The organism is Actinoplanes aureus (genome assembly GCF_015704865.1).
In the GTDB taxonomy this organism is placed as follows: domain Bacteria; phylum Actinomycetota; class Actinomycetes; order Mycobacteriales; family Micromonosporaceae; genus Actinoplanes; species Actinoplanes aureus.
Window position 1 is genome coordinate 1 of the sequence record NZ_JADQTO010000017.1, and the last position, 17,861, is coordinate 17,861.

The following is a 17,861-nucleotide window of genomic DNA, read 5'->3' on the forward strand; positions in this document are numbered from 1 at the left end:
CGCCGCGCGGTGCCGCGCCGCGCCGCGCGGTGCCACGCCGCGCGGTGCCACGCCGCGCGGTGCCACGCCGCGCGGTGCCGCGCCGCGCGGTGCCGCGCTCCTCATGCGATGCCGCGCGCTCTTGCTGCGCCGCTCGTGCCGTGCCGGGCGCTCATGCGATGCCGCGCGCTCTTGCTGCGCCGCTCGCGCCGTGCCGGGCGCTCATGCGATGCCGCGCGCTCGTGCTGCGCTGCTCATGCGGTGCCGCGCGCTCAAGCGGTGCCGCGCGCTCGTCCTGCGCCGCTCGGCGTGCTGCTCGTGCCGCTCACGCCGTGCCGCTCACGCCGTGCCGCTCACGCCGTGTCGCTCGTGCCGCGCTGCTCATGCCCGCCGCGCCGTGTCGCTCGTGCCGCGCCGCTGGCGTTGAGCCGCTCATGGCGCGCCGCGCGCTTGTGCCATGCCGTTCATCCCGTGCCCGTGCCGTGCCCGTGCCGTGCCCGTGCCGTGTCCGTGCCGTGCCCGTGCTGCGTCGCTCATGCCGTGCCGCGCTCCTCGGACAGCGCTGCGCCGCTCATGCCTCGCCCGCGCTCATGCCGTGCCGGGCCGCATTTGCGCTCCGTCCTGCCCGTGTCTTAGCCCGCTCGGACAGCATGGCGGTCGATCGTCAGCGGCGTTCGTCGAAGCGTCGGCGGGCAGCGCGGCCGGCCTCGAACGCCCGGCGGCGCAGCCAGAAGCCGAGCACGATGATCACTACGATCAGCAAAAGCAGCAGCCAGCGCATCGGAACCTCCGTATCCGTGACTCCCTCCTATGTGCCCTGTCTCTCAGCCGTCATGCCGCAACGCCCTCGTTGCGGATCTCAGCCGGCGCCGCTCGAGACCGGCACCGCTCGAGGCAAGCGCCGGCTGTGGGCAGCGGCGGCCTCGGGCGGCTCGGCCCCAGCCGAGTGGCGTCACCCCCTGCCGGCACGGACCGCGTAGCGGGTGCGGATCACGTCCCCCGGCCAGCTCTCGGTCTCCGCAACCCGGAGCGTCACCGGGTGATCATCGTGACCCAGCAGCGGTGTGCCCGCCCCGAGGGCGACAGGAGCGACGAACAGTTCGAGAAGGTCCACCTCGCCCGCCTCCAGCAGTGACCGCATCAGGCGCACGCTGCCCCAGACGATGGTGTCGCCTTTCTGCGAATCGCGCCGGCTGCGGACATGTGCGACCGCGTCGGGGACGATCGCGGCCGGAGCGTGCTCACCCCAGGGCGCCCTGGTTAGCGTCGTCGAACAGACGGTCTTGGGGATGGTGTTGACCGGCCCCGCCATGGGCTCGTCGTGGACGGTGGGCCAGAAAGCAACGAAGGCCTCGTAGGTGCGGCGCCCGAGGAGGATCTCGCCGACGCTGTCCAGCAGCGCGAGGTTGTGCGCCTCGGAGGCGGAGAAGTCCTCGACCGCGGCGAAGACGTCGGCCTCGCCGCCGGGACCGGCCACGAACCCGTCCACCGAGATCCACTGCTGCACGATCACGCGGCCCATCAGCGCGGACCCAATCCGGTGCGCCCGTCGATCAGCTCCCGAACGGCATCGAGGTGCCCCGCGTGCCGGGCAGTCTCCTCGATCATGTGCAACATGATCCGGCGTAGGTCGGTGGTCTGCGCGGCGAGCCACTCGTCCTCGTGCCGGCCGACCGGCGCCGCGGTGAGCGGAGTGGCGGCGATGATCTCGTCCGCGATCCGGCACTGGTCGCGATAGAAGTCGAAGACCATCGGCGCCGGACGTGGCGTGGTCAGCGGTGGGGCGTCGTCGTCCGGCCAGGGCAGCGGCGCGGCGGAGCCGGTGACGACATCCTGGAACCAGTGCCGCTCCGCATGCCCGAGGTGCTCGACCAGCCCGAGCGGGCTCCACCCGGACGGCAGCACCGCCTTGTGTAACTGGCCCTCGTCGAGCCCGGCCAGAATGGCCAGGACACACGCCCGCTGATAGGCGAGGAACTCCCACAGCGTCGCCTTCTCGTCATCGATCCCCGTCATGCCGGCAAGCTAACAGCCGCCTCCGACATTTTCCGGTCGAGCGGCCGTCAGGTGCGCGGAACTCGCACGTAGGCGATGTGCCGGACCGGTACGTAGACGTCCACGAGGTGGTCGCCGCACGGAAGCACGGCGTCGGGATCACTGAGCAGCCCGGCGATGTTCTCCGCAGTGCCGTCCAGGACGTCGAACTCCTGGAGACGGTCGTCGCCGGCGAAACAGATCTCGAGCCTGGTCATGTCACTCCTGCCGGTCGTCGCCCGGTGCCGTGACCAGGCGGATGATGCGATCGACGTATGCGCTGCGCTCCGCGGCGGTGCCGGGCACGACCTGTGGCGCGGCATGCGCGAGCTGGGCGTGCCCAAGGTACGCGCTGACCGCCAGCAGGGCCCGGTGCCGGGCCTCCACAGCCGGCAGGCCGAGCGCTTCGAAGAGCTCGGCCGTGTACGCCACCCGCCGCTCGGTGACCCGGGCGAGCACCGGGGCGACGTGTGGATGGCTGGCCGTGGCGAGCATGGCGAGCTCGATGGAGTCCGCCTGCGGGCCCGCGGTCGACTCCATCACCATCGCGATCAATGTCCGCAGTCTGGCCAGGGGGTCCGGCTGGGCCTCCACGAGCGTGATCACCGCGTCGGTGTGGTCACTCTCCCAGCGTTGCAGCGCCGCCTCGATCAGGGCGTCCCGGTTGGCGAAGTGCCAGTAGAAGCTGCCCTTGGTGGCGCCCAGGTGGGTGGCCAGGGGCTCGACCGCCACGGCGGCGAGGCCGCCGCGGGCCATGGCGTCCAGGGCTGCGGAAGTCCAGTCACCGGCAGTGAGCCGGGTCGCTGATTGCTTGCGGGGGCGGCGCTCGACCATGTCCATACGGTACGGTACGGAGGAACATACGCCACCGTATGGAGGTGCCATGGCTGTCATCGACAACGTCCACGAGCGGATCCTCGCCGGCCCTGCGGCAGAGGTCGGTCGCCTGCTCGGCCGGCTCGGCTCGCCCGGGGACCCGCTGTGGCCATCGCCCACCTGGATCCCGATGCGGCTCGACCGCGCGCTCAGCGTCGGGTCCGACGGCGGGCACGGTCCGGTTCGCTACCACGTCACGGCCTATGAGCCGGGGCGTCGCGTCGAGTTCACCTTCGACCCACGGATCGGTCTGTCCGGCACCCACACCTTCGAGATCGAGGAACGCGGCCCGCACTCCTGCGTGCTCCGGCACCGGATGATCGCCGATCCCGTCGCCCGGATGCGGCTTCTGTGGCCGGCCGTCGTCCGGGTCTGCCACGACACCGTCCTCGAGCACCTGCTCGACAACGCCGAGCGGGCCATCACCGGCTCCGTGTCCGAGCCGGTGCGCTATCCGCTCCGGGCCCGGCTCGCCGTGGCGATCGAGAGCGTCCAGATGCGCGCGGTGCCCGTGCTGGCAAAGGCTGCCCTGCTGCACGCCGCGCTGCCACACCCGGATCTCGCTGACGCGTTCGCGGTACGCGTCCCACCCGGCACCGACCCCGATCCGCAGACCTGGGCCGACGGCATCTTCCGCAACCCGCCACCAGCCGTCGCGGCGCTGCTTCACTTGCGCAACGCGCTGGTGGCCCCGTTCGGCATCGAGCGCGGCGACAGATCCGCCTTCAACACCGTCGCCCGCACCGATCGGGAAGTCCTGCTCGGTGTCGACGCACCACACCTGGACTTCCGCGCCAGCGTCCTGGTCGAGCCGGATGACGACGGCACGACCGTCACGCTCTCCACGCACGCCACCGTCCGTTCCCGAGCCGGCCGCGCTTACCTTGGCCTCGTGCGCCTGTTCCACCCACCGGTGGTCAGGGCCATGCTGCGCCGGGCGGCCCGCGCGGCCGTCGCCCCGCCCGCCGGTCAAAAGGCCGGTCACGCCCTGCGACCGAAGGCCACCACCGCAGGCTGAAGCCGCGGCTGCGCGAGACCGGGCCCGGCTCCGCGCTGCCAGCCGGCAGCGGGTCGGCCGGGGGACGGGCCTGCTGGCTGCGGCTCGGCTGCTGGCGGGGCCGACCGCTGGCCTCAGCGGCGGCGCATCTCGTCGTCAAAGGCCTGCTCGGCGTCCCGCATGATCTCCCACTCGGCGGGGTCCGCGAACCGTTGCAGCTTGGTCTGGTAAGGCCACGGCTCGGTGTGTGGCGGGTTGGCGGCCTTACCGGGGATGTCTCCGGTGAGGACGCGCTCGGCCGCGTGCTGGAAGACCTCGGCGACCGGCCGGCTCACCAGCGTCCACCGGTATGGCGGGTCCTGGTCGGGCGTGAAGCCGTACAGCACCGACTTCCACGCCTCGAACGCGGGCACGAAACGGCGTTCCAGCCATGGGCCGGGAACGAAGTATGCGCGCCCGGCCGCCGCGTGCGTGGCCTCGACGACCAGGTCCTTCTCCAGGAGCGCCGCGCTGAGCTCGGCGATCTGGGCGGGTGACCAGCCGTTCCAGCGGTGCACGTTCCGGTCGGTCGGGTCAGGGAGTGCGAGCAGTTGGAGATACAGCGATGCGGCCTGCGAGGCCAGCCCGAACCGGGCCGCCAGACGCTCGACGGCGTCGGGGGCGGACAGCAGCGGGTTCTGGGCGAAGCCTTCGGCGGCCTCCAGAGAGGTGATCATGCGTTCGAACGCCGGATCGAGCATCTGCCGCAGCATCAGCGGGTTGTGGTCGGGCAGCACGTCCAGGGCAGGATCGTCCGGGCCGGTGAGGAAGGCCGGGCGGTAGTGGTAGGACTTCACACCGGGAGACGGCGAGTATCCGGCGACGATGCTCGGCGGCAGCGCCTTCGGCACCTGCTCCTGCTCGAGCCACGCGGCTCCGACCAGCAGGCCCGGGTTCCGCAGCCGTTCGCGGATCAGCCGGTACACCAGGCCGAGGTTCGCCCGCACCGGGTCACCGCCCGGCAGGTGGTACGCCAGCCAGGCCAGCCCGGTCGCGGCACTCGGCAGGTGGCGCTGGCTGAACGGCTCGCCACCGGACGGCGCCTCGGTGAGCACCGTGCCGCCCTCGATCCGGCATTCGCCGTCGGTGTGCAGCCAATCGCCGGGCGCGGGTGCGGTGAAGGTGCGCAGGAGGTCGGTCGGGAAGCCCATGACCTCGCCGAGCTCGGCGAGCAGGTCTTCGGGGACCGGAGTGCGCAGGCCCTGCAGCGCGATCCACGCGGTGGCGAGCCGGTCCACGTCAGGGCCGCATTCCCAAAGCTCGGCCGGGTCGCCGGGACGGGCCGCGTCAAGAAGCTCGATCCGGTGCGCGACCGGCACGGTGTGCAATTCCATCCGGGCGATCTCGGCCTCGCGGGCGGTCAGGGCGAGGATGCCGCGCTGGGATTCGTCGAGGAAGTCCGGCACGTTCCAGTCGCGCAATGGCAGGCCGGCCAGCAACAGGGTGCTCTCGGCCCGGGTGAGGCCGGTGGCCCGGCTCAGCTCCGCCACCCGGTCCGGTCGCCACGATGCCGGGCCGCGTTCGCGCAGCAGGTCGAGCACGGTCCGCAGGTAGGAGCCGGCAGCCGGGTGCCCGATCGCCCGGACGAGCGCGTCGCGATCCGGCGAGGGTGTCGCCGCGGAGGAGAGCAGGATCGCGGCGGCGCCCGGCTTGCTGAGCAACCAGTGGGACGCAGTGAGGTCGTCATCGATGAGCGCCTTCAGCGCCCAGGCGAGCTCCCCGGTCGTATCGATCACGCCAGGAGCTTAGGCGCAGTCCGGGGAACAACCGTGGGTGCCGCGGCAGACCCGGCACAGTGGACGCGTCGCGTCGTCCGGGCGGATCGTCGACGGGACGTACATGTGCGCCTCGTACTCGATGTGCTCGACGACGGCCCGGTCGGTGCGCCGGTGGAAGCACCGGTGCGGCCGGCCGGTCGGGTACGCGTCCGCCACCGCCCGCGCCGGATACACCAGCGTGGTGGAGGGCGCGTCGTCGCAATCCGCGGAGTGAACCACCACGGCAGGTTCGTAGTCGTGACTCACCGGTTCCCCTCCGTTTTCGTTCTCGCCTCGCTCCAAGGCTGTTCACGATCGCGCGCCGCCGCAACATTCCATCGGGTGAAATCCATGCCGGAGGCTGGAGAAGACCATGATTTCTGGGAAGCATTCCGCGAGGGAGGAAAGAAACCTTCCACGGCATATGGAATGACCCGGCGGGGAGGAACCCCGATGGACGTCGACCCCGGAAGCACCGTGCCGAGACGCCAGCTCGGCCGGTATCTGCGCCAGCAGCGGGAGCGAGCGAACGTCACCGTGAAAGCGGCGAGTGGCCACTTGGAGTGCTCGACGCAGAAGCTGTGGCGGATCGAGAAGGGTACGGTGCCGGTCCGTGGCACCGACGTCCGGGAGTTGTGCCGGCTCTACGGCACACCGCCGGACCTCGCCGAGGTACTTGTCAGCCTGGCCCGGCAGACGAAGGAGAAAGGCTGGTGGGCAGCGCACGGCGACGCCGTACCGGAATGGTTCGACCTGTTTCTGGGCCTGGAGTCGGCGGCCTCGCGGATTCGCACCTACGAGCCCTGCCTCGTTCCCGGGCTGCTCCAGGCGCACGCCTACATGGCGTGCGTGATCGCGGCCGACCGGCCGCATCTCACCGAGGAGGAGGTACGGCGCAGAATCGAGATCCGCCGGCAACGGCAGGGACTGTTGTCGCGTCATTTCCCGCTGCCACCGCGATTCGACGCGATCGTCTCCGAGGCTGTTCTGCTGTCCCGGCCGGAAACACCGGGAGCCCTGCAACAGCAGCTGTGGCATCTGGTGAAAGCGAATGAGATTCCGCACGTCTCGGTCCGGGTGCTCCCTCTTTCCGGGTGGCCGCACCGGGCGTCCGTTTCCGGCGCCTTCACGATTTTAGATTTCCCGTCATCCGCCGGCGGAACCGGCGCGGAACCACCAACGGTCTACTCGGAAAGCCTCACCGGAAGTCTCTATCTGGACCGGCCGAAGGAATTGGACGTCTACGAACAGGCGTGGTCGGCCCTGGTGAATCGGGCGCTGACCGAGGGGGACTCGGACCACATGATCACAAGGATTCTGGAACAGCAAGGGGGAGGGACCCATGTCTGAGGTCGATCTGTCCGGAGCGGTCTGGCACAAGAGCAGGCGTTCCGGGGCGGAGGGCAATTGTGTCGAGGTGGCGGACAATCTCCCGCACGTGGTCGCTGTGCGGGACACGAAGGACCGGGAAGGTGGAACTCTGACGTTCCCGCCCGAGGTCTGGTCCGCCTTCATCGATGACGTGAAAGCCGGAAGGTTCGACGTCTGAGAAACAACGGCGAATGTACGGGGGCTGCCACCGCCGGGACCGATGCGTTACGGTTCTGCGTCAAGTCGCCAGATTGATCTTGGTGAAGCGGACAGTGAGGCATCGGTAACGGGGGCGGTATCGCGATGGTTGACGCGGACGCGGGACTCATCGAGAAGCGCCGCGCCGACGCGGTCACACCGGCCGCCATCGTGCTCACCGTCGACGCCGTCGCGCTCCTGATGGTCGCCGTGGTCGGACTGCCCTTCCTGATCTTCTTCTTCGGCGACGAAGCCGGCGGCTGGCAGGGCCTCTGGCCGTACGTCATCGGCTGGGTCGCCGCCGCGGTGTTCGGCGCCGCGGCTGCGGCTGCCGCCGGCCGGTTCGCCGGATTCGGCACCTACGACGCGTGCCGTGTCGGCATCGTGGCCTCGGCGGGCATCGCGGTCCTGAGCGGGACGATCCTTGCCTTCTCCGTCCCCGGGTCGCCGCTGCTGGCGCTCACCGCGGCACCGTTCGCCGCCGCGAACCTGGCCGCCGCGTTGGCACTGCTCAACCCGGAGCGAGCCGGCGCGCTGGTCGGCGCGATCGGGATCGGCCGGACCGCGCCCGACGACATCGACGACATGGACGACGTCGACGACATGGACGACGTCGACGACATCGGCGGCATCGAGTTGCCGACCATGGACGGCGACATCGGCAGCATCGCGGTGCCGACCACGAACGGCGACACCGGCGACATCGAAGTTCGGACCATGGACGGCGACATCGGCGGCATCGAGGTGCCGACCACGGACGACGACACCGGCGACATCGAGGCGCAAGCCAAGCAGGACCTCGAAACTGGAGCCGAGGAAGCCGCCGACCGGAACAAACCCACCGTCGATCTTCTGATCGCGCCGGCTACGCGATACGCGGCCACCGCGCTGCCACGGCGGCGCCCGCGCGGCCAGGCCGCCCTGCACACCCTTCAGGGGGTACGCCTTCCGCGGCGGGCCGTCAGGCGATGAGCCGTTCCGACTCCTGCCACAGACGGCGTTGCGCGACCGGGTCGTGAGATCGCGCGCTGGACCGCACGACCACCGGATACCCGGTGAACCCCTGCCATCCGGCCGGCCCGTAGTACTCCCCGCCCCGCGCGCCCGGATCCACCGCCGCCCGCACGGTGGCCAGGGCGCCCATCTCGGCACTCTGGAACAGCCACGACGTCACCCGGCGCAGCACCGGGTTCGCAAGCATCCGCTGTTGCCCGGGAAAGCGGCGGTTCAGGTCGGTCTCCGCGTTGCCCGGGTGTGCGGCCACCGAGATGGCCGGCGAACCGGCGGCGGCCAGGCGGCGCTGCAACTCGTACGCGAACAGCAGGTTCGCCAGCTTCGACTGCGCGTACGCCGCTCGCCACCGGTATCGGCGCTCCAGCTGGAGGTCGTCGAAGTGGATGGTGCCCTGCCGGTGCGAGACGCTGGACACCGTCACCACCCGTGACCTGGGGACGTGCAACCGGTCCAGCAGCAGTGTGGTCAGGGCGAAGTGACCGAGGTGGTTGGTGCCGAAGTGAAGCTCGAACCCGTCGGCGGTCCGCCGGTACTCCGGTGACATCACCCCGGCGTTGTTGATCAACAGGTCCAGCCGTGGATGGCGGGTGGTCAGATCGGCTGCTGCTCGGCGTACCGAATCGAGGGAAGCCAGGTCGCACTCGGCGCAGGTCACGTCGGCGCCGGGAGTGGCTGCGGTGATCGTGGCCGCCGCTTTAGCGGCTTTGTGTGGATCGCGGCAGGCCAGCACCACCGTGGCGCCGTGTGCGGCGAACAGCTTCGCCGTGGCGAGGCCCAGCCCGGTGTTGGCGCCGGTGATCACCACGACACGTCCCCGCTGATCAGGCACGTCGGCGGAGGTCCATCGATCGTTGCGCGGGCTCATGGTGGCCTCCTTGAACCTTCCGGACGCCCGATAATCCGACCATAAAGGACGGCGATGCTCGCGAACACATGGCTCGGCGAGGGCGGACCTCGAACCGGAAGTCCTGGAAGGCGTGGACTGCGGCGGCTATGTCCGCGAGAAGGTCAGTTATCTGGTCGGCGAGGGTGAGCGGGTTTCGGCGTACCTCAGCATCCCGGCGAATCTCGTGGACAGATGGCGCTGTGGGCGCGGGGTTCAGGCCGAGTTCGTCGTGCCCGGGTTCGCCGCGGCGCACGACTTCGGGGAGGCCGCGCTGCTGATCTCGGCCACCGACTCGGACAAGTGGTGCCGAGGAGCTGGCTTTGCGGAGATGCGGCGCCGCGCGTACGCGTTCCTGGAGCACCGCCTATATTGACCCCGATCTTGGGAGGGGCATGAGCATGCACCGGATGCTGCCGCGGACGGCCGCGGGCTGGACGATCGCGATCTTCGGGGCGATGGCCGCGCTGTTCGGCGCTGTCGGGTTGATCGCGCCCGGCGTCGTGCTGGACAGCATGGGGTTCGACGCGCTCGAAGGGCAGGGCCGGGTCTTCCTCGCGGCCTCCTCGATGGCCTCGCTCAACATGGGCGTCTACTACCTGGTCGCGGCGGCCACCGAATGGCGGCCGTTCTTCCGCTTCACGGTGCCGTTCCGGCTGCTCACTCTGGCTGTGTTCAGCAGCCTGGTGATCTTCGACGTGGCGCCGGCGTCGTTCCTGGGCGTCGCGCTGTGGGAGGGCGCCGGCGCGGTGGCGACCGGCCTGGGCCTCGCCTATGACCGCGGCGCCTTCGGCGCCCGGCAAGCGATCAGCCGATAGGGCGCGGCGCCGCTGCGGTCCTCACCCCGATCAGGCGGTGAGGGCACGCAGTGCCGCCGCCGTCACCACCCCGATGAGTACGGCGAGCAGCACCGGAGCCCGCAGCAGGCGTGCCCCGACGACCGCGATCAGCGCGACCGGCACCGTCCAGTCCAGGTCGGCCCAGCGCCGTCCCAGGACCTCGACCACTACCAGGCCGGCGAGCAGTGCGGGGGCGAGCAGCGCGATGACGCCGACGCTCCACGGTGGCAGTTCGCGCTCGCCGAGCAGCGCGGGACCGGCCGCCTTCAGCAGGAAGCTGCCCGCGGCCACGGCGGCGATGGCGATCCACAAGGTCATGCGCGTGCCTCCTGTGGTTCCTCGGACGGTGTCCGGCCGCGCAGGCCGATGAGGGCGCCCACTGTGGCGCCGACCAGCGCTACTCCGGCCGGCACCCACCACAGCAGCCCGGCCGCGACCGCCCCGCCGAGGGCCGCCGCGATCAGGGCCAGCCGGGAGGCCCGCAGTTCGTCCAGCAGCAGAGCGAGAAAGAACGCCGGGAAGACGACGTCGAGCCCGAGGCGCTCCACGAGGTGCGCCGACGGCGCCCCGAGCACGCCGACGACCGTCCCGGCGACCCAGGCCGGCCACTGCACGATCGTCGCACCGAACAGTCGCCACCGATCGAATCGCCCGCCACCCTGGTGCGCCGCCACCCACGACCCGTCCACCACGGCCTGGCCCTGCAACGCGCGCCGGAACCGCCCGCCGGACAGGCTCGGCCCGACCGCCAGGCCCATCGGCAGGAACCGGGCGTTGATCAGCATGGCGGCGGCGATCGCCGGTGCCACACCGCTGCCGCCGGCCAGGGCGGTCATCAGCGCGAACTGCGCCGACCCGGAGAAGATCAGAATCGAGGCAATGATCGCGGCGACGGCGCTCCAGCCCTGCTCACGGGCCGTAGCGCCGAAGGTGATGGCGAGAACGAAGGCCGCAGCGGCCAGGCCCGCGCCGACCCGCATGCCGCCGAGAAAGCTTTCCTTCTTCTCGTGCGGTGGTCCGGTCTTGCCGGTGTTGGCCGGCGTGCCGTCGAGGGAGCTCTCCTTCTTCTCGTGCATCCTTCCGGCCTTACCCGCGCGCGTCCGGAGCGACGCGCAGCGGAGCGGAATTGTCAGACCCCCTCGGTAGCGTTCGCCACATGCCGCTGCCTGTTGGACTCGCCGAGCCGGCCAGCGATCGGTTTCCCCAACCGCCGCGACGTTACCGGGGGCGCCGGCCGAGAACCCCGCACCTTCCGTCCGGATCCGCCTCGGCGGCTCGGGCGGGACCTATCGCCGCTGCTCCGCGGCCGCCGCCCGGATGGCGCGCACGGCTTCTGTCACCCCGCCGGACCACGGGGTGCCGTGCCCGGGGAGCAGCCACTTCGCCTCGACGTCTTCGATCCGGCTGAGCGACTCCAGCGCCTGCCTCGGGTCGTCGGTGAAGGGGGCCGGCTGTGGGCCCTGCTGCCCGGTGAGCACGTGCCGGGTGGTCAGGCCGTCGCCGACGAAGATGGCGTCGGCCACCGGGATATGGATGGCGATGCTGCCGGGGGAGTGGCCCGGGAGCCCGATCACCCGTGGCGCGCCGGGCAGGTCGAGCACCTGACCGTCCTGGACGCCGACGACCTCGGAGAGGTAGGTGGTGCGCAGGCCGCCTTTGCGCATCGCGTACCAGAGGAAGCCGGCGACGGCGCCCACCTTGACGTGGCCCCAGGCGGGCTTGGTCTTGACCTCGCCCCGTGCGCGGGCCGCGTCGGCCTCGTGGACGTAGACCGGCACGCCGTGGTCTCGGCGGAGCCGCTCGGCGAAGCCGATGTGATCGGTGTCGCCGTGGGTGAGGACCACGCCGCGGATGTCGCGCACCGACCGGCCCATGCTCGTGAGCTCGGTTGTCAGGTCCCGCCATAGTCGGGCCAGGCCGGCGTCGATGACGGTGACCCCGTCCTCGGTGTCGACGAGGTACGCGGCCACGAGGTCGTTTCCGATGCGATGCAGGTGCGGTCCCAACTTCATGATGGCTAATGTACGTAGCTATGATGGCTACGGTCAATAGCCATCAGTGCCGGAGGGATAGAGCCATGCCGACGCCCGAACGGACCTCGCTCGACGAGATCGTCCAAGCCGGACGCGACATCCTGGAGTCGGCGGGCGTCGCCGGTCTGACCATGCAGGCGGTCGCCGACCGGGTCGGCGTGCGAGCGCCTTCGCTCTACAAGCGGGTGCGCGGCCGCGACGACCTGGTCCGCCTCGTCGTCGAAGCCACGGTCCGTGACCTCGGCGAACGACTGGCCGCACTCAGCCCTGATCCGAGCAGAGGCACCGACGTCCCGCATCCCGCCCCGGCGGCGGGCCTGCACGCTGGGGCGCCCGGCGCCGATCCCCGGCAGGAGTTCGCTGAGCTCGCGCGGGCATTCCGGGCCTTCGCCCACGCCCGCCCGGTCGGCTGCCAGCTGATCTTCGCGGCGAAGGCGGCCACTCCGAGCACCGACGTTCTGGCCGAGGCGGTCGCCCCGGTGCTGCGGGTCACCGCCGCCCTCGCCGGTGAGCGGCATGCGCTGGGGGGCGCGCGCACCGTCACCGCCTGGGCCTACGGCTTCGTCAGTATGGAGCTGGCCGGCGCCTTCCGGCTCGGCGGCGACGTGGACGAGGCCTACGAGTTGGGCATCGCTTGGCTCGCCGACGCTCTGGGCAAGGCTGCGAGCTAGAGAGCCTTCGTGGTCAGGGGTCTGAGCCGGCCCAACGTGGGTGCTCTCGGCGGCCGTTGAGACAGCCTTCGTGGTCAGAGGTCTTTCCGGCCCAACGTGAGTGCTGTCTGGCGGCCGTTGAGACAGCATTGAGCGTGGGCCAAGCAAGATCACTGCTTGGGGACCCTGCCTACAGAAGCGCTCGAGAAACGTTCCGGAGTCAGGGACTACGTTTCGACCTCAGCCAGCTGACAATCATCGTCGATCGCCTGGCAGCGCTGGGCGTCAGCCGTGCGGTTCGGCTGACGCTGGGCGTTTCGGCTCTGCGGTGCGGCTGACGCCGAGGGTGGCTGAGGGTGCCGTGCGGTGATGCGCAGAGCTAGCCGAGTGCATTCCCAATGCCACTTAACGTGAGTTGATCATGGCGGCTGACCTGCGGGCATGCGGTGGCGGTAGCCACTTCCTAGACGGCGACCTGCCGAGATGCCCTCGCGACCAGGAAACCGCAGCCTCGCGGTCCGCAATCCAAATCAACTCAGCCGGGGTTGGCAACGGAAACCGCCCGGCTGGCACGCAGTCCGAATAGGCCAGCCACAGCATGCTTCAATGCCAGTCGAGGCCACGCGAGCAGAGCGAGCCGTCGCCCATGCACGCCACCGGCCTCCTCAGGTGCGCCAGCGGCGGCTCGTGCGGGGCGGCCGTCGCTCGGGCACCTGTCCGGGCGTGCGTAGGGTGCGCTGGGGCGGCTCACCCGGCGCCAATGCCACTTAGCCTGGGTTGACTTCGGCTTGAGGGCTGCGGCGCCGCAGCCCCTGACCTGCAAGGACGTCTCGGTCAGGCAGGGCGCCTCGCGGGAGATGGCCAGCAACCGCCACCCGCGTACCCGCCGGCTGAGTGGCATGGGCCCGGCGGGCGCGCTGGGGCCTGGAGCAGGTGCGGCATCGCGTGGGAGAGCGGGAACGGCCACTATCCGGCGGGACGGCCGGTCACGCGTACCTCGAATCGGCACCAAGGCGCGATAGCGGCCCTGACCTCCGCGACCGGCAGCACGTGATCGCTCGCCCAGGCGACATAGCCGTCCGGGCGGACCAGGACCATCGCCGGGCCGGGCAGGGTGGGGCAGTGGACGGTGTGTACCGGCCGGCCGAGGTCCAGCGGGGTTCGGGTGAGCAGGGCGAACCGGCCGTCGCGGAGGTGTTCGTAGAGGCGGGTGCCGGCGCAGTCCAGGTCGGGCATGCGGCGCCCGGTCATGGCGTGGGCGGGGCGGGTGCGGGGCGGGTAGGCGATACCGATTCCGCTCATCCGCCCGGCCATCGCGCGGCGGCTGCGCGGGAAGTGCAGGATCGCGCGGATCGCGGCAGCCTGGAGCGCGTTGCGGACCTTGGAGCGGCCCAGCACCAGGCGGTTGAAGGTGTCGGTCAGCTTCAGCACCTGCTCGCCTACCGGGTGGCGTTCGTCCTGGTAGCTGTCCAGCAGCCCGGGCGCGGCGGTGCCGTGGACGGCGGCGGCCAGTTTCCAGCCTAGGTTCATGGCGTCCTGGATGCCGGTGTTCATGCCCTGGCCGCCGAGTGGGGAGTGCACGTGGGCGGCGTCGCCGGCCAGGAAGACGCGGCCGTCGCGGTAGCGGGCGGCCTGGCGGCGTTCGCTGAGGAAGCGGGTGGACCAGCGTGGCGTGCCCATGCCGAGGTCGCTGCCGGCGATGCGGCGGAAGGCGTCGCGCATCTCGGCGTACGTGACCGGTTCGGACAGCGGGACCCGGTCGCGGCGGCGGTCCCAGGCGATGATCCGGAACCAGCCGTCGCCGAACGGTACGGCGATCACCGCGCCGTCGGTGCTGGTTCGTGCGAACATCGCCTCCTCGGGCGGTTCGCCGAGGCGGACGTCGGCCAGCATGATGTGCGTCTGGTACTGCTTGCCGGCGAAGTCGACGCCGATCAGCCGGCGCACCGAACTGTGTGCGCCGTCGCAGCCCACCACGTAGCCGGCCCGTTCGGTCCGGTCGCCGAGGTCCAGGGTGACGCCGGCGTCGTCCTGACGCAGGCCGGTCACCTCGGCGCCGCGGACGATCTGCACACCGAGGTGTTCGGCGCGGGCCTGCAGGACCTTTTCCGTGCCGCTCTGCGGGGCGATGAAGATCATCGGATAGCGGGTGTCCAGGATGTCCAGGTCGAGCGAGGCGCCGGGGACCGGGGCGACGCTGCGCACCGGTACGCCGTGCAGCAGCACCTCCTCGGCGAGCCCGCGGGCGTCGAACAGTTCCAGGGTGCGGGCGTGCAGCGCGAAGGCCCGGGTGATGTTGGGTTCCTCGGCGCGCCGTTCCAGCACGCGGACCCGGACACCGGCGAGCGCGAGTTCACAGGCGAGGGTGAGTCCGGTCGGTCCGGCGCCCACCACGATGACATCTGCGGTATTCATGACCTCAGGCTGCGCGGACTCACGCCCGCTCGAATCAGCGAAGTCACCGGTTACGATCGGGCCATGCTGCACGGCAGGCAGCGGGAATGCGCGATCGTCGATGGGTTGCTCGCCGCGGCCGGCGATCGGCGCAGCGGTGTGCTGGTGGTCCGGGGTGAGGCCGGCATCGGCAAGTCGGCCCTGCTGGCGTACGCGGCGGAGCACGCAACCGGCATGCGGATCCTGCGCGGCACCGGCATCGAATCCGAGTCGGAGTTCCCGTTCGCCGCCGTCCACCAGTTGCTGCGCCCGGTCGCCGACCTGATCGACGCGATCCCGGACCGGCCGGCGGCGGCGCTGCGCGGTGCGTTCGGGATCGGCCCGGCCGGCGGCGAGGACCGGTTCCTGATCTCGCTGGGCGTGCTGAGCGTGCTCGCCGAGGCCGCCGAGGACCGGCCGCTACTGTGCCTGGTCGACGACGCGCACTGGCTGGACGGCGCTTCTGCGGGCGCGCTGACCTTCGCCGCCCGCCGGCTGGACGCCGAGGGTGTGGTGCTGCTGTTCGCGACCCGCGGCAGTGAGATGATCGCCGGCCTGCCGGAGTTGCCGCTCACCGGCCTCGACGCGGCGGCGGCCGGCGCGCTGCTCGCCGAGCGGATCGGTGCCGACCTGCCCGCCCAGGTCCGCGACAGCCTGGTGAGCAGCACCGCCGGGAACCCGCTCGGCCTGCTCGAGCTGCCCGGTTCGCTCTCGGCGGACCAGCTCACCGGCCGCGAACCGCTGCCCGACCGGCTGCCGGTGGGCGCCGAGGTCGAGCAGGTGTTCCTGGACCGGGTACGCCGGCAGGACCAGCCCACCCAGACGCTGCTGCTCCTGGCCGCCGCCGAGGACAGCGGCGAACTCGGCCCGATCCTGCGGGCGGCGGAAACCCTCGGCGTGGAGGCCGGCGCACTGGACGCCGCGGAGAAGGCCGGCCTGATCCGGGTGGACGGGCAGACGCTGGTCTTCTGCCATCCGCTGGTGCGCACGGCCGTCTACCGGGGTGCGACGTTCTGGCAGCGGCGGGACGCGCGGCACGCCCTCGCCGCCGCCCTCGACGGTGACGCCGACCGCCGGGCCTGGCATCTCGCCGCCGCGGCGCTCGGCCCGGACGAGGCGGTGGCGGCGGACCTGCACCGATCCGCCGACCGGGCCCGGCAGCGGGGCGGGCACGCGGCCGCGAGCAGTGCGTACGAGCGGGCGGCGACCCTGACCGCAGCGTCGGGGCCGCGCGGGGAGCGGCTGGTCGAGGCGGCCGAGGCGGCATGGCAGGCCGGTCTCCCGGCGCGGGCCGGTGGGCTGCTCGACCGGGCCGGGGAGCTCGCCACCGAGCCGCTGACGCGAGCCCGGGTCGAGCACCTGCGCGGGTCCATCGAGGGGACCAGCGGGGAGCTGACCACGGCGTACGCGATGCTGGTCGGCGCGGCCGAGCCGATCGCCTCGCTGGACCCGGTACGCGCCGCGCGGATGCTCACCGAGGCGGGGCAGGCCGCCTGGCTGGCCGGCGACGTACCGGGCCTGCACGAGGTGGCCCGGCGGCTGGCCGCCCTGCCGGTACCCGACGAGGCGGTGCCGCTCAGCGCGGAGCTCGTGCTCGGCTTCGACAACCTGCTCAGCGGCGACACGGCCGCCGCCGTCGTGCACCTGCGCGACGCCGCCGGCCGGGCCGGGCGCGCCTCGGACGCCCGGGCGCTGCTGCTGTGCGCCGCCGGGGCGTTGTTCGTCGGCGACGACGCGGTCGCGATCGGGCTGTTCGCGACGGCCGTCACGCGAGCCCGGTCGGCGGGTGCCGCCGCGCTCCTGCCGGGCCTGCTGGCGCCGCTCTCCTCCCTGGAGGCCTGGACCGGGCGGTACAGCGCGGCGGCGGCGCACGCGGCCGAGGGGCTGCGGATCGCGGTGGAGACCGGGCAGGACCATCCGGCCGCGCATCTGCGCAGCGTGCTGGCCTGGATCGCGGCGGTGCACGGCCGGGAGGAGGAGTGCCGGGAGTACGCGGCGGCGGCGCTCGCGCACGCTGTGGGCCACCGGATCGGCCCGGCGGCCGGCATCGCCTCGTGGGCCCTGGGACTGCTGGACCTCGGCGCCGGGCGGCCGGAGAACGCGTGTGACCGCCTGGACGCGCTCGCCGCCGCCGGGCCGGGCGAGTCGCACCCGGTCGTTCACGTGTTCTCCGCCGCCGACCTGATCGAGGCGGCGGTGCGTACCGGCCGGACGGCGGTGGCCGGCCGGGCCTGCGAACGCCTGAACACCTGGGCGGAGGCGACCGGCTCGATCTGGGGCCGGGCACTGCGGGCGCGCTGCCGTGGCCTGCTGACCGGCGACGAGGAACACTTCGCCGAGGCGCTCCGCCTGCACCAGCACGGCGGACGGCCGTTCGACACGAGCCGTACCGAACTACTGCACGGCGAGATGCTGCGGCGCCGCCGCCGGCGCTCCGAGGCGCGGGTGCACCTGCGCGCCGCCCACGAGCGGTTCGAACGGCTCGGCCTGCCCGGCTGGGCCGAACTCGCCCGTACCGAGCTGCGGGCCACCGGGGAGACCGCCCGCAAACGCGAACCCGGCACGATGCGGCAGCTCACCCCGCAGGAGGTGCTGATCGCCCGGATCGTCGGCGAGGGTGCCACCAACCGGGAGGTCGCCGCCCAGCTGTTCCTCAGCCCGCGCACCGTCGACTACCACCTGCGCAAGGTGTTCACCAAGCTGGACGTCTCGTCCCGGGCCGACCTGATCAAACTGGTCGCGCAGTCGGACCGGTGAC

The 17,861-nt window shown here is 71.8% G+C and carries 19 protein-coding genes; 8 read left to right on the plus strand and 11 right to left on the minus strand.

Annotated elements, in window-relative coordinates:
• Positions 1 to 931: 931 nt before the first annotated feature.
• The 4 genes from I4J89_RS30540 to I4J89_RS30555 are packed head-to-tail and all read right to left on the minus strand — an operon-like array spanning position 932 to position 2,847.
• On the minus strand, positions 932 to 1,501 hold the full coding sequence (locus I4J89_RS30540; RefSeq protein WP_196417582.1) for a dihydrofolate reductase family protein: 570 nt from the start codon (positions 1,499 to 1,501) through the stop codon (positions 932 to 934).
• On the minus strand, positions 1,501 to 1,995 hold the full coding sequence (locus tag I4J89_RS30545; protein ID WP_196417583.1) for a DinB family protein: 495 nt from the start codon (positions 1,993 to 1,995) through the stop codon (positions 1,501 to 1,503). The genes I4J89_RS30540 and I4J89_RS30545 overlap by 1 nt, the downstream gene beginning before the upstream one ends.
• Before the next feature lie 47 nt (positions 1,996 to 2,042).
• Positions 2,043 to 2,231, minus strand: coding sequence for a hypothetical protein (locus I4J89_RS30550; protein WP_196417584.1), 189 nt, complete (start codon positions 2,229 to 2,231; stop codon positions 2,043 to 2,045).
• A 1-nt stretch (position 2,232) separates the two neighbouring features.
• Positions 2,233 to 2,847, minus strand: coding sequence for a TetR/AcrR family transcriptional regulator (locus I4J89_RS30555; RefSeq protein ID WP_196417585.1), 615 nt, complete (start codon positions 2,845 to 2,847; stop codon positions 2,233 to 2,235).
• Positions 2,848 to 2,896: 49 nt separating this feature from the next.
• Here I4J89_RS30555 and I4J89_RS30560 point away from each other — a divergent pair, with 49 nt between their 5' ends.
• The gene (locus I4J89_RS30560; protein ID WP_196417586.1) at positions 2,897 to 3,907 is read left to right on the plus strand and encodes a DUF2867 domain-containing protein; all 1,011 of its coding nucleotides are present in this window, start codon (positions 2,897 to 2,899) and stop codon (positions 3,905 to 3,907) included.
• A 113-nt stretch (positions 3,908 to 4,020) separates the two neighbouring features.
• On the opposite strand, the gene I4J89_RS30565 is transcribed toward I4J89_RS30560, so the two are convergent.
• On the minus strand, positions 4,021 to 5,661 hold the full coding sequence (locus I4J89_RS30565; protein WP_196417587.1) for a hypothetical protein: 1,641 nt from the start codon (positions 5,659 to 5,661) through the stop codon (positions 4,021 to 4,023).
• Between the two features lie 9 nt (positions 5,662 to 5,670).
• Positions 5,671 to 5,949 (minus strand): hypothetical protein, encoded by a 279-nt coding sequence (locus I4J89_RS30570; protein WP_196417588.1) that lies wholly within the window; start codon positions 5,947 to 5,949, stop codon positions 5,671 to 5,673.
• A gap of 186 nt (positions 5,950 to 6,135) precedes the next feature.
• Between I4J89_RS30570 and I4J89_RS30575 the strand changes: the two genes are divergently transcribed.
• The 3 genes from I4J89_RS30575 (at position 6,136) to I4J89_RS30585 (ending at position 8,223) form a co-directional block, all read left to right on the plus strand.
• Positions 6,136 to 7,032, plus strand: coding sequence for a helix-turn-helix domain-containing protein (locus I4J89_RS30575; RefSeq protein ID WP_196417589.1), 897 nt, complete (start codon positions 6,136 to 6,138; stop codon positions 7,030 to 7,032).
• A 7-nt stretch (positions 7,033 to 7,039) separates the two neighbouring features.
• Positions 7,040 to 7,231, plus strand: coding sequence for a DUF397 domain-containing protein (locus tag I4J89_RS30580; protein ID WP_196417769.1), 192 nt, complete (start codon positions 7,040 to 7,042; stop codon positions 7,229 to 7,231).
• 125 nt (positions 7,232 to 7,356) lie between these two features.
• On the plus strand, positions 7,357 to 8,223 hold the full coding sequence (locus tag I4J89_RS30585; protein ID WP_196417590.1) for a hypothetical protein: 867 nt from the start codon (positions 7,357 to 7,359) through the stop codon (positions 8,221 to 8,223).
• On the opposite strand, the gene I4J89_RS30590 is transcribed toward I4J89_RS30585, so the two are convergent.
• Positions 8,213 to 9,130, minus strand: a complete 918-nt coding sequence (locus tag I4J89_RS30590) for an oxidoreductase (RefSeq protein WP_196417591.1) — start codon at positions 9,128 to 9,130, stop codon at positions 8,213 to 8,215. The two genes, I4J89_RS30585 and I4J89_RS30590, sit on opposite strands and share 11 nt — an antisense overlap.
• Positions 9,131 to 9,242: 112 nt before the next feature.
• Here I4J89_RS30590 and I4J89_RS30595 point away from each other — a divergent pair, with 112 nt between their 5' ends.
• A complete protein-coding gene (locus I4J89_RS30595) occupies positions 9,243 to 9,524 on the plus strand; it encodes a hypothetical protein (protein WP_196417592.1) in 282 nt (93 codons plus the stop codon).
• A gap of 19 nt (positions 9,525 to 9,543) precedes the next feature.
• Positions 9,544 to 9,966 carry a hypothetical protein gene (locus I4J89_RS30600; RefSeq protein WP_373688176.1) on the plus strand — a complete coding sequence of 141 codons (423 nt, stop codon included), beginning with the start codon at positions 9,544 to 9,546 and terminating at the stop codon, positions 9,964 to 9,966.
• Between the two features lie 30 nt (positions 9,967 to 9,996).
• Here the strand turns inward: I4J89_RS30600 and I4J89_RS30605 are convergent, their stop codons facing one another.
• From I4J89_RS30605 to I4J89_RS30615, 3 genes are all read right to left on the minus strand, one after another.
• A complete protein-coding gene (locus I4J89_RS30605; RefSeq protein WP_196417593.1) occupies positions 9,997 to 10,305 on the minus strand; it encodes an AzlD domain-containing protein in 309 nt (102 codons plus the stop codon).
• Positions 10,302 to 11,063: an AzlC family ABC transporter permease gene (locus tag I4J89_RS30610; protein WP_230859878.1), complete on the minus strand. Its 762-nt coding sequence runs from the start codon at positions 11,061 to 11,063 to the stop codon at positions 10,302 to 10,304. The genes I4J89_RS30605 and I4J89_RS30610 overlap by 4 nt, the downstream gene beginning before the upstream one ends.
• A 210-nt stretch (positions 11,064 to 11,273) precedes the next feature.
• Positions 11,274 to 11,999, minus strand: coding sequence for an MBL fold metallo-hydrolase (locus tag I4J89_RS30615; protein ID WP_196417594.1), 726 nt, complete (start codon positions 11,997 to 11,999; stop codon positions 11,274 to 11,276).
• A gap of 65 nt (positions 12,000 to 12,064) precedes the next feature.
• Between I4J89_RS30615 and I4J89_RS30620 the strand changes: the two genes are divergently transcribed.
• Positions 12,065 to 12,691 carry a TetR/AcrR family transcriptional regulator gene (locus tag I4J89_RS30620; protein ID WP_196417595.1) on the plus strand — a complete coding sequence of 209 codons (627 nt, stop codon included), beginning with the start codon at positions 12,065 to 12,067 and terminating at the stop codon, positions 12,689 to 12,691.
• A gap of 945 nt (positions 12,692 to 13,636) precedes the next feature.
• Here I4J89_RS30620 and I4J89_RS30625 read toward each other — a convergent pair.
• Entirely contained in the window at positions 13,637 to 15,085 is a 1,449-nt protein-coding gene (locus I4J89_RS30625) for an FAD-dependent oxidoreductase (RefSeq protein ID WP_196417596.1), read from the minus strand.
• A 63-nt stretch (positions 15,086 to 15,148) separates the two neighbouring features.
• On the opposite strand from I4J89_RS30625, the gene I4J89_RS30630 reads away from it, so the two are divergent.
• Positions 15,149 to 17,860, plus strand: a complete 2,712-nt coding sequence (locus I4J89_RS30630; RefSeq protein ID WP_196417597.1) for a helix-turn-helix transcriptional regulator — start codon at positions 15,149 to 15,151, stop codon at positions 17,858 to 17,860.
• Position 17,861 lies beyond the last annotated feature (1 nt).

Bases quoted from the DNA above. Each gene is read 5' to 3' on its own strand.
- I4J89_RS30540 (WP_196417582.1), bottom strand. From the start codon at position 1,501: ATGGGCCGCGTGATCGTGCAGCAGTGGATCTCGGTGGACGGGTTCGTG.
- I4J89_RS30545 (WP_196417583.1), bottom strand. From the start codon at position 1,995: ATGACGGGGATCGATGACGAGAAGGCGACGCTGTGGGAGTTCCTCGCC.
- I4J89_RS30550 (WP_196417584.1), bottom strand. From the start codon at position 2,231: ATGACCAGGCTCGAGATCTGTTTCGCCGGCGACGACCGTCTCCAGGAG.
- I4J89_RS30555 (WP_196417585.1), bottom strand. From the start codon at position 2,847: ATGGTCGAGCGCCGCCCCCGCAAGCAATCAGCGACCCGGCTCACTGCC.
- I4J89_RS30560 (WP_196417586.1), top strand. From the start codon at position 2,897: ATGGCTGTCATCGACAACGTCCACGAGCGGATCCTCGCCGGCCCTGCG.
- I4J89_RS30575 (WP_196417589.1), top strand. From the start codon at position 6,136: ATGGACGTCGACCCCGGAAGCACCGTGCCGAGACGCCAGCTCGGCCGG.
- I4J89_RS30585 (WP_196417590.1), top strand. From the start codon at position 7,357: ATGGTTGACGCGGACGCGGGACTCATCGAGAAGCGCCGCGCCGACGCG.
- I4J89_RS30590 (WP_196417591.1), bottom strand. From the start codon at position 9,130: ATGAGCCCGCGCAACGATCGATGGACCTCCGCCGACGTGCCTGATCAG.
- I4J89_RS30600 (WP_373688176.1), top strand. From the start codon at position 9,544: ATGAGCATGCACCGGATGCTGCCGCGGACGGCCGCGGGCTGGACGATC.
- I4J89_RS30605 (WP_196417593.1), bottom strand. From the start codon at position 10,305: ATGACCTTGTGGATCGCCATCGCCGCCGTGGCCGCGGGCAGCTTCCTG.
- I4J89_RS30610 (WP_230859878.1), bottom strand. From the start codon at position 11,063: ATGCACGAGAAGAAGGAGAGCTCCCTCGACGGCACGCCGGCCAACACC.
- I4J89_RS30615 (WP_196417594.1), bottom strand. From the start codon at position 11,999: ATGAAGTTGGGACCGCACCTGCATCGCATCGGAAACGACCTCGTGGCC.
- I4J89_RS30620 (WP_196417595.1), top strand. From the start codon at position 12,065: ATGCCGACGCCCGAACGGACCTCGCTCGACGAGATCGTCCAAGCCGGA.
- I4J89_RS30625 (WP_196417596.1), bottom strand. From the start codon at position 15,085: ATGAATACCGCAGATGTCATCGTGGTGGGCGCCGGACCGACCGGACTC.
- I4J89_RS30630 (WP_196417597.1), top strand. From the start codon at position 15,149: ATGCTGCACGGCAGGCAGCGGGAATGCGCGATCGTCGATGGGTTGCTC.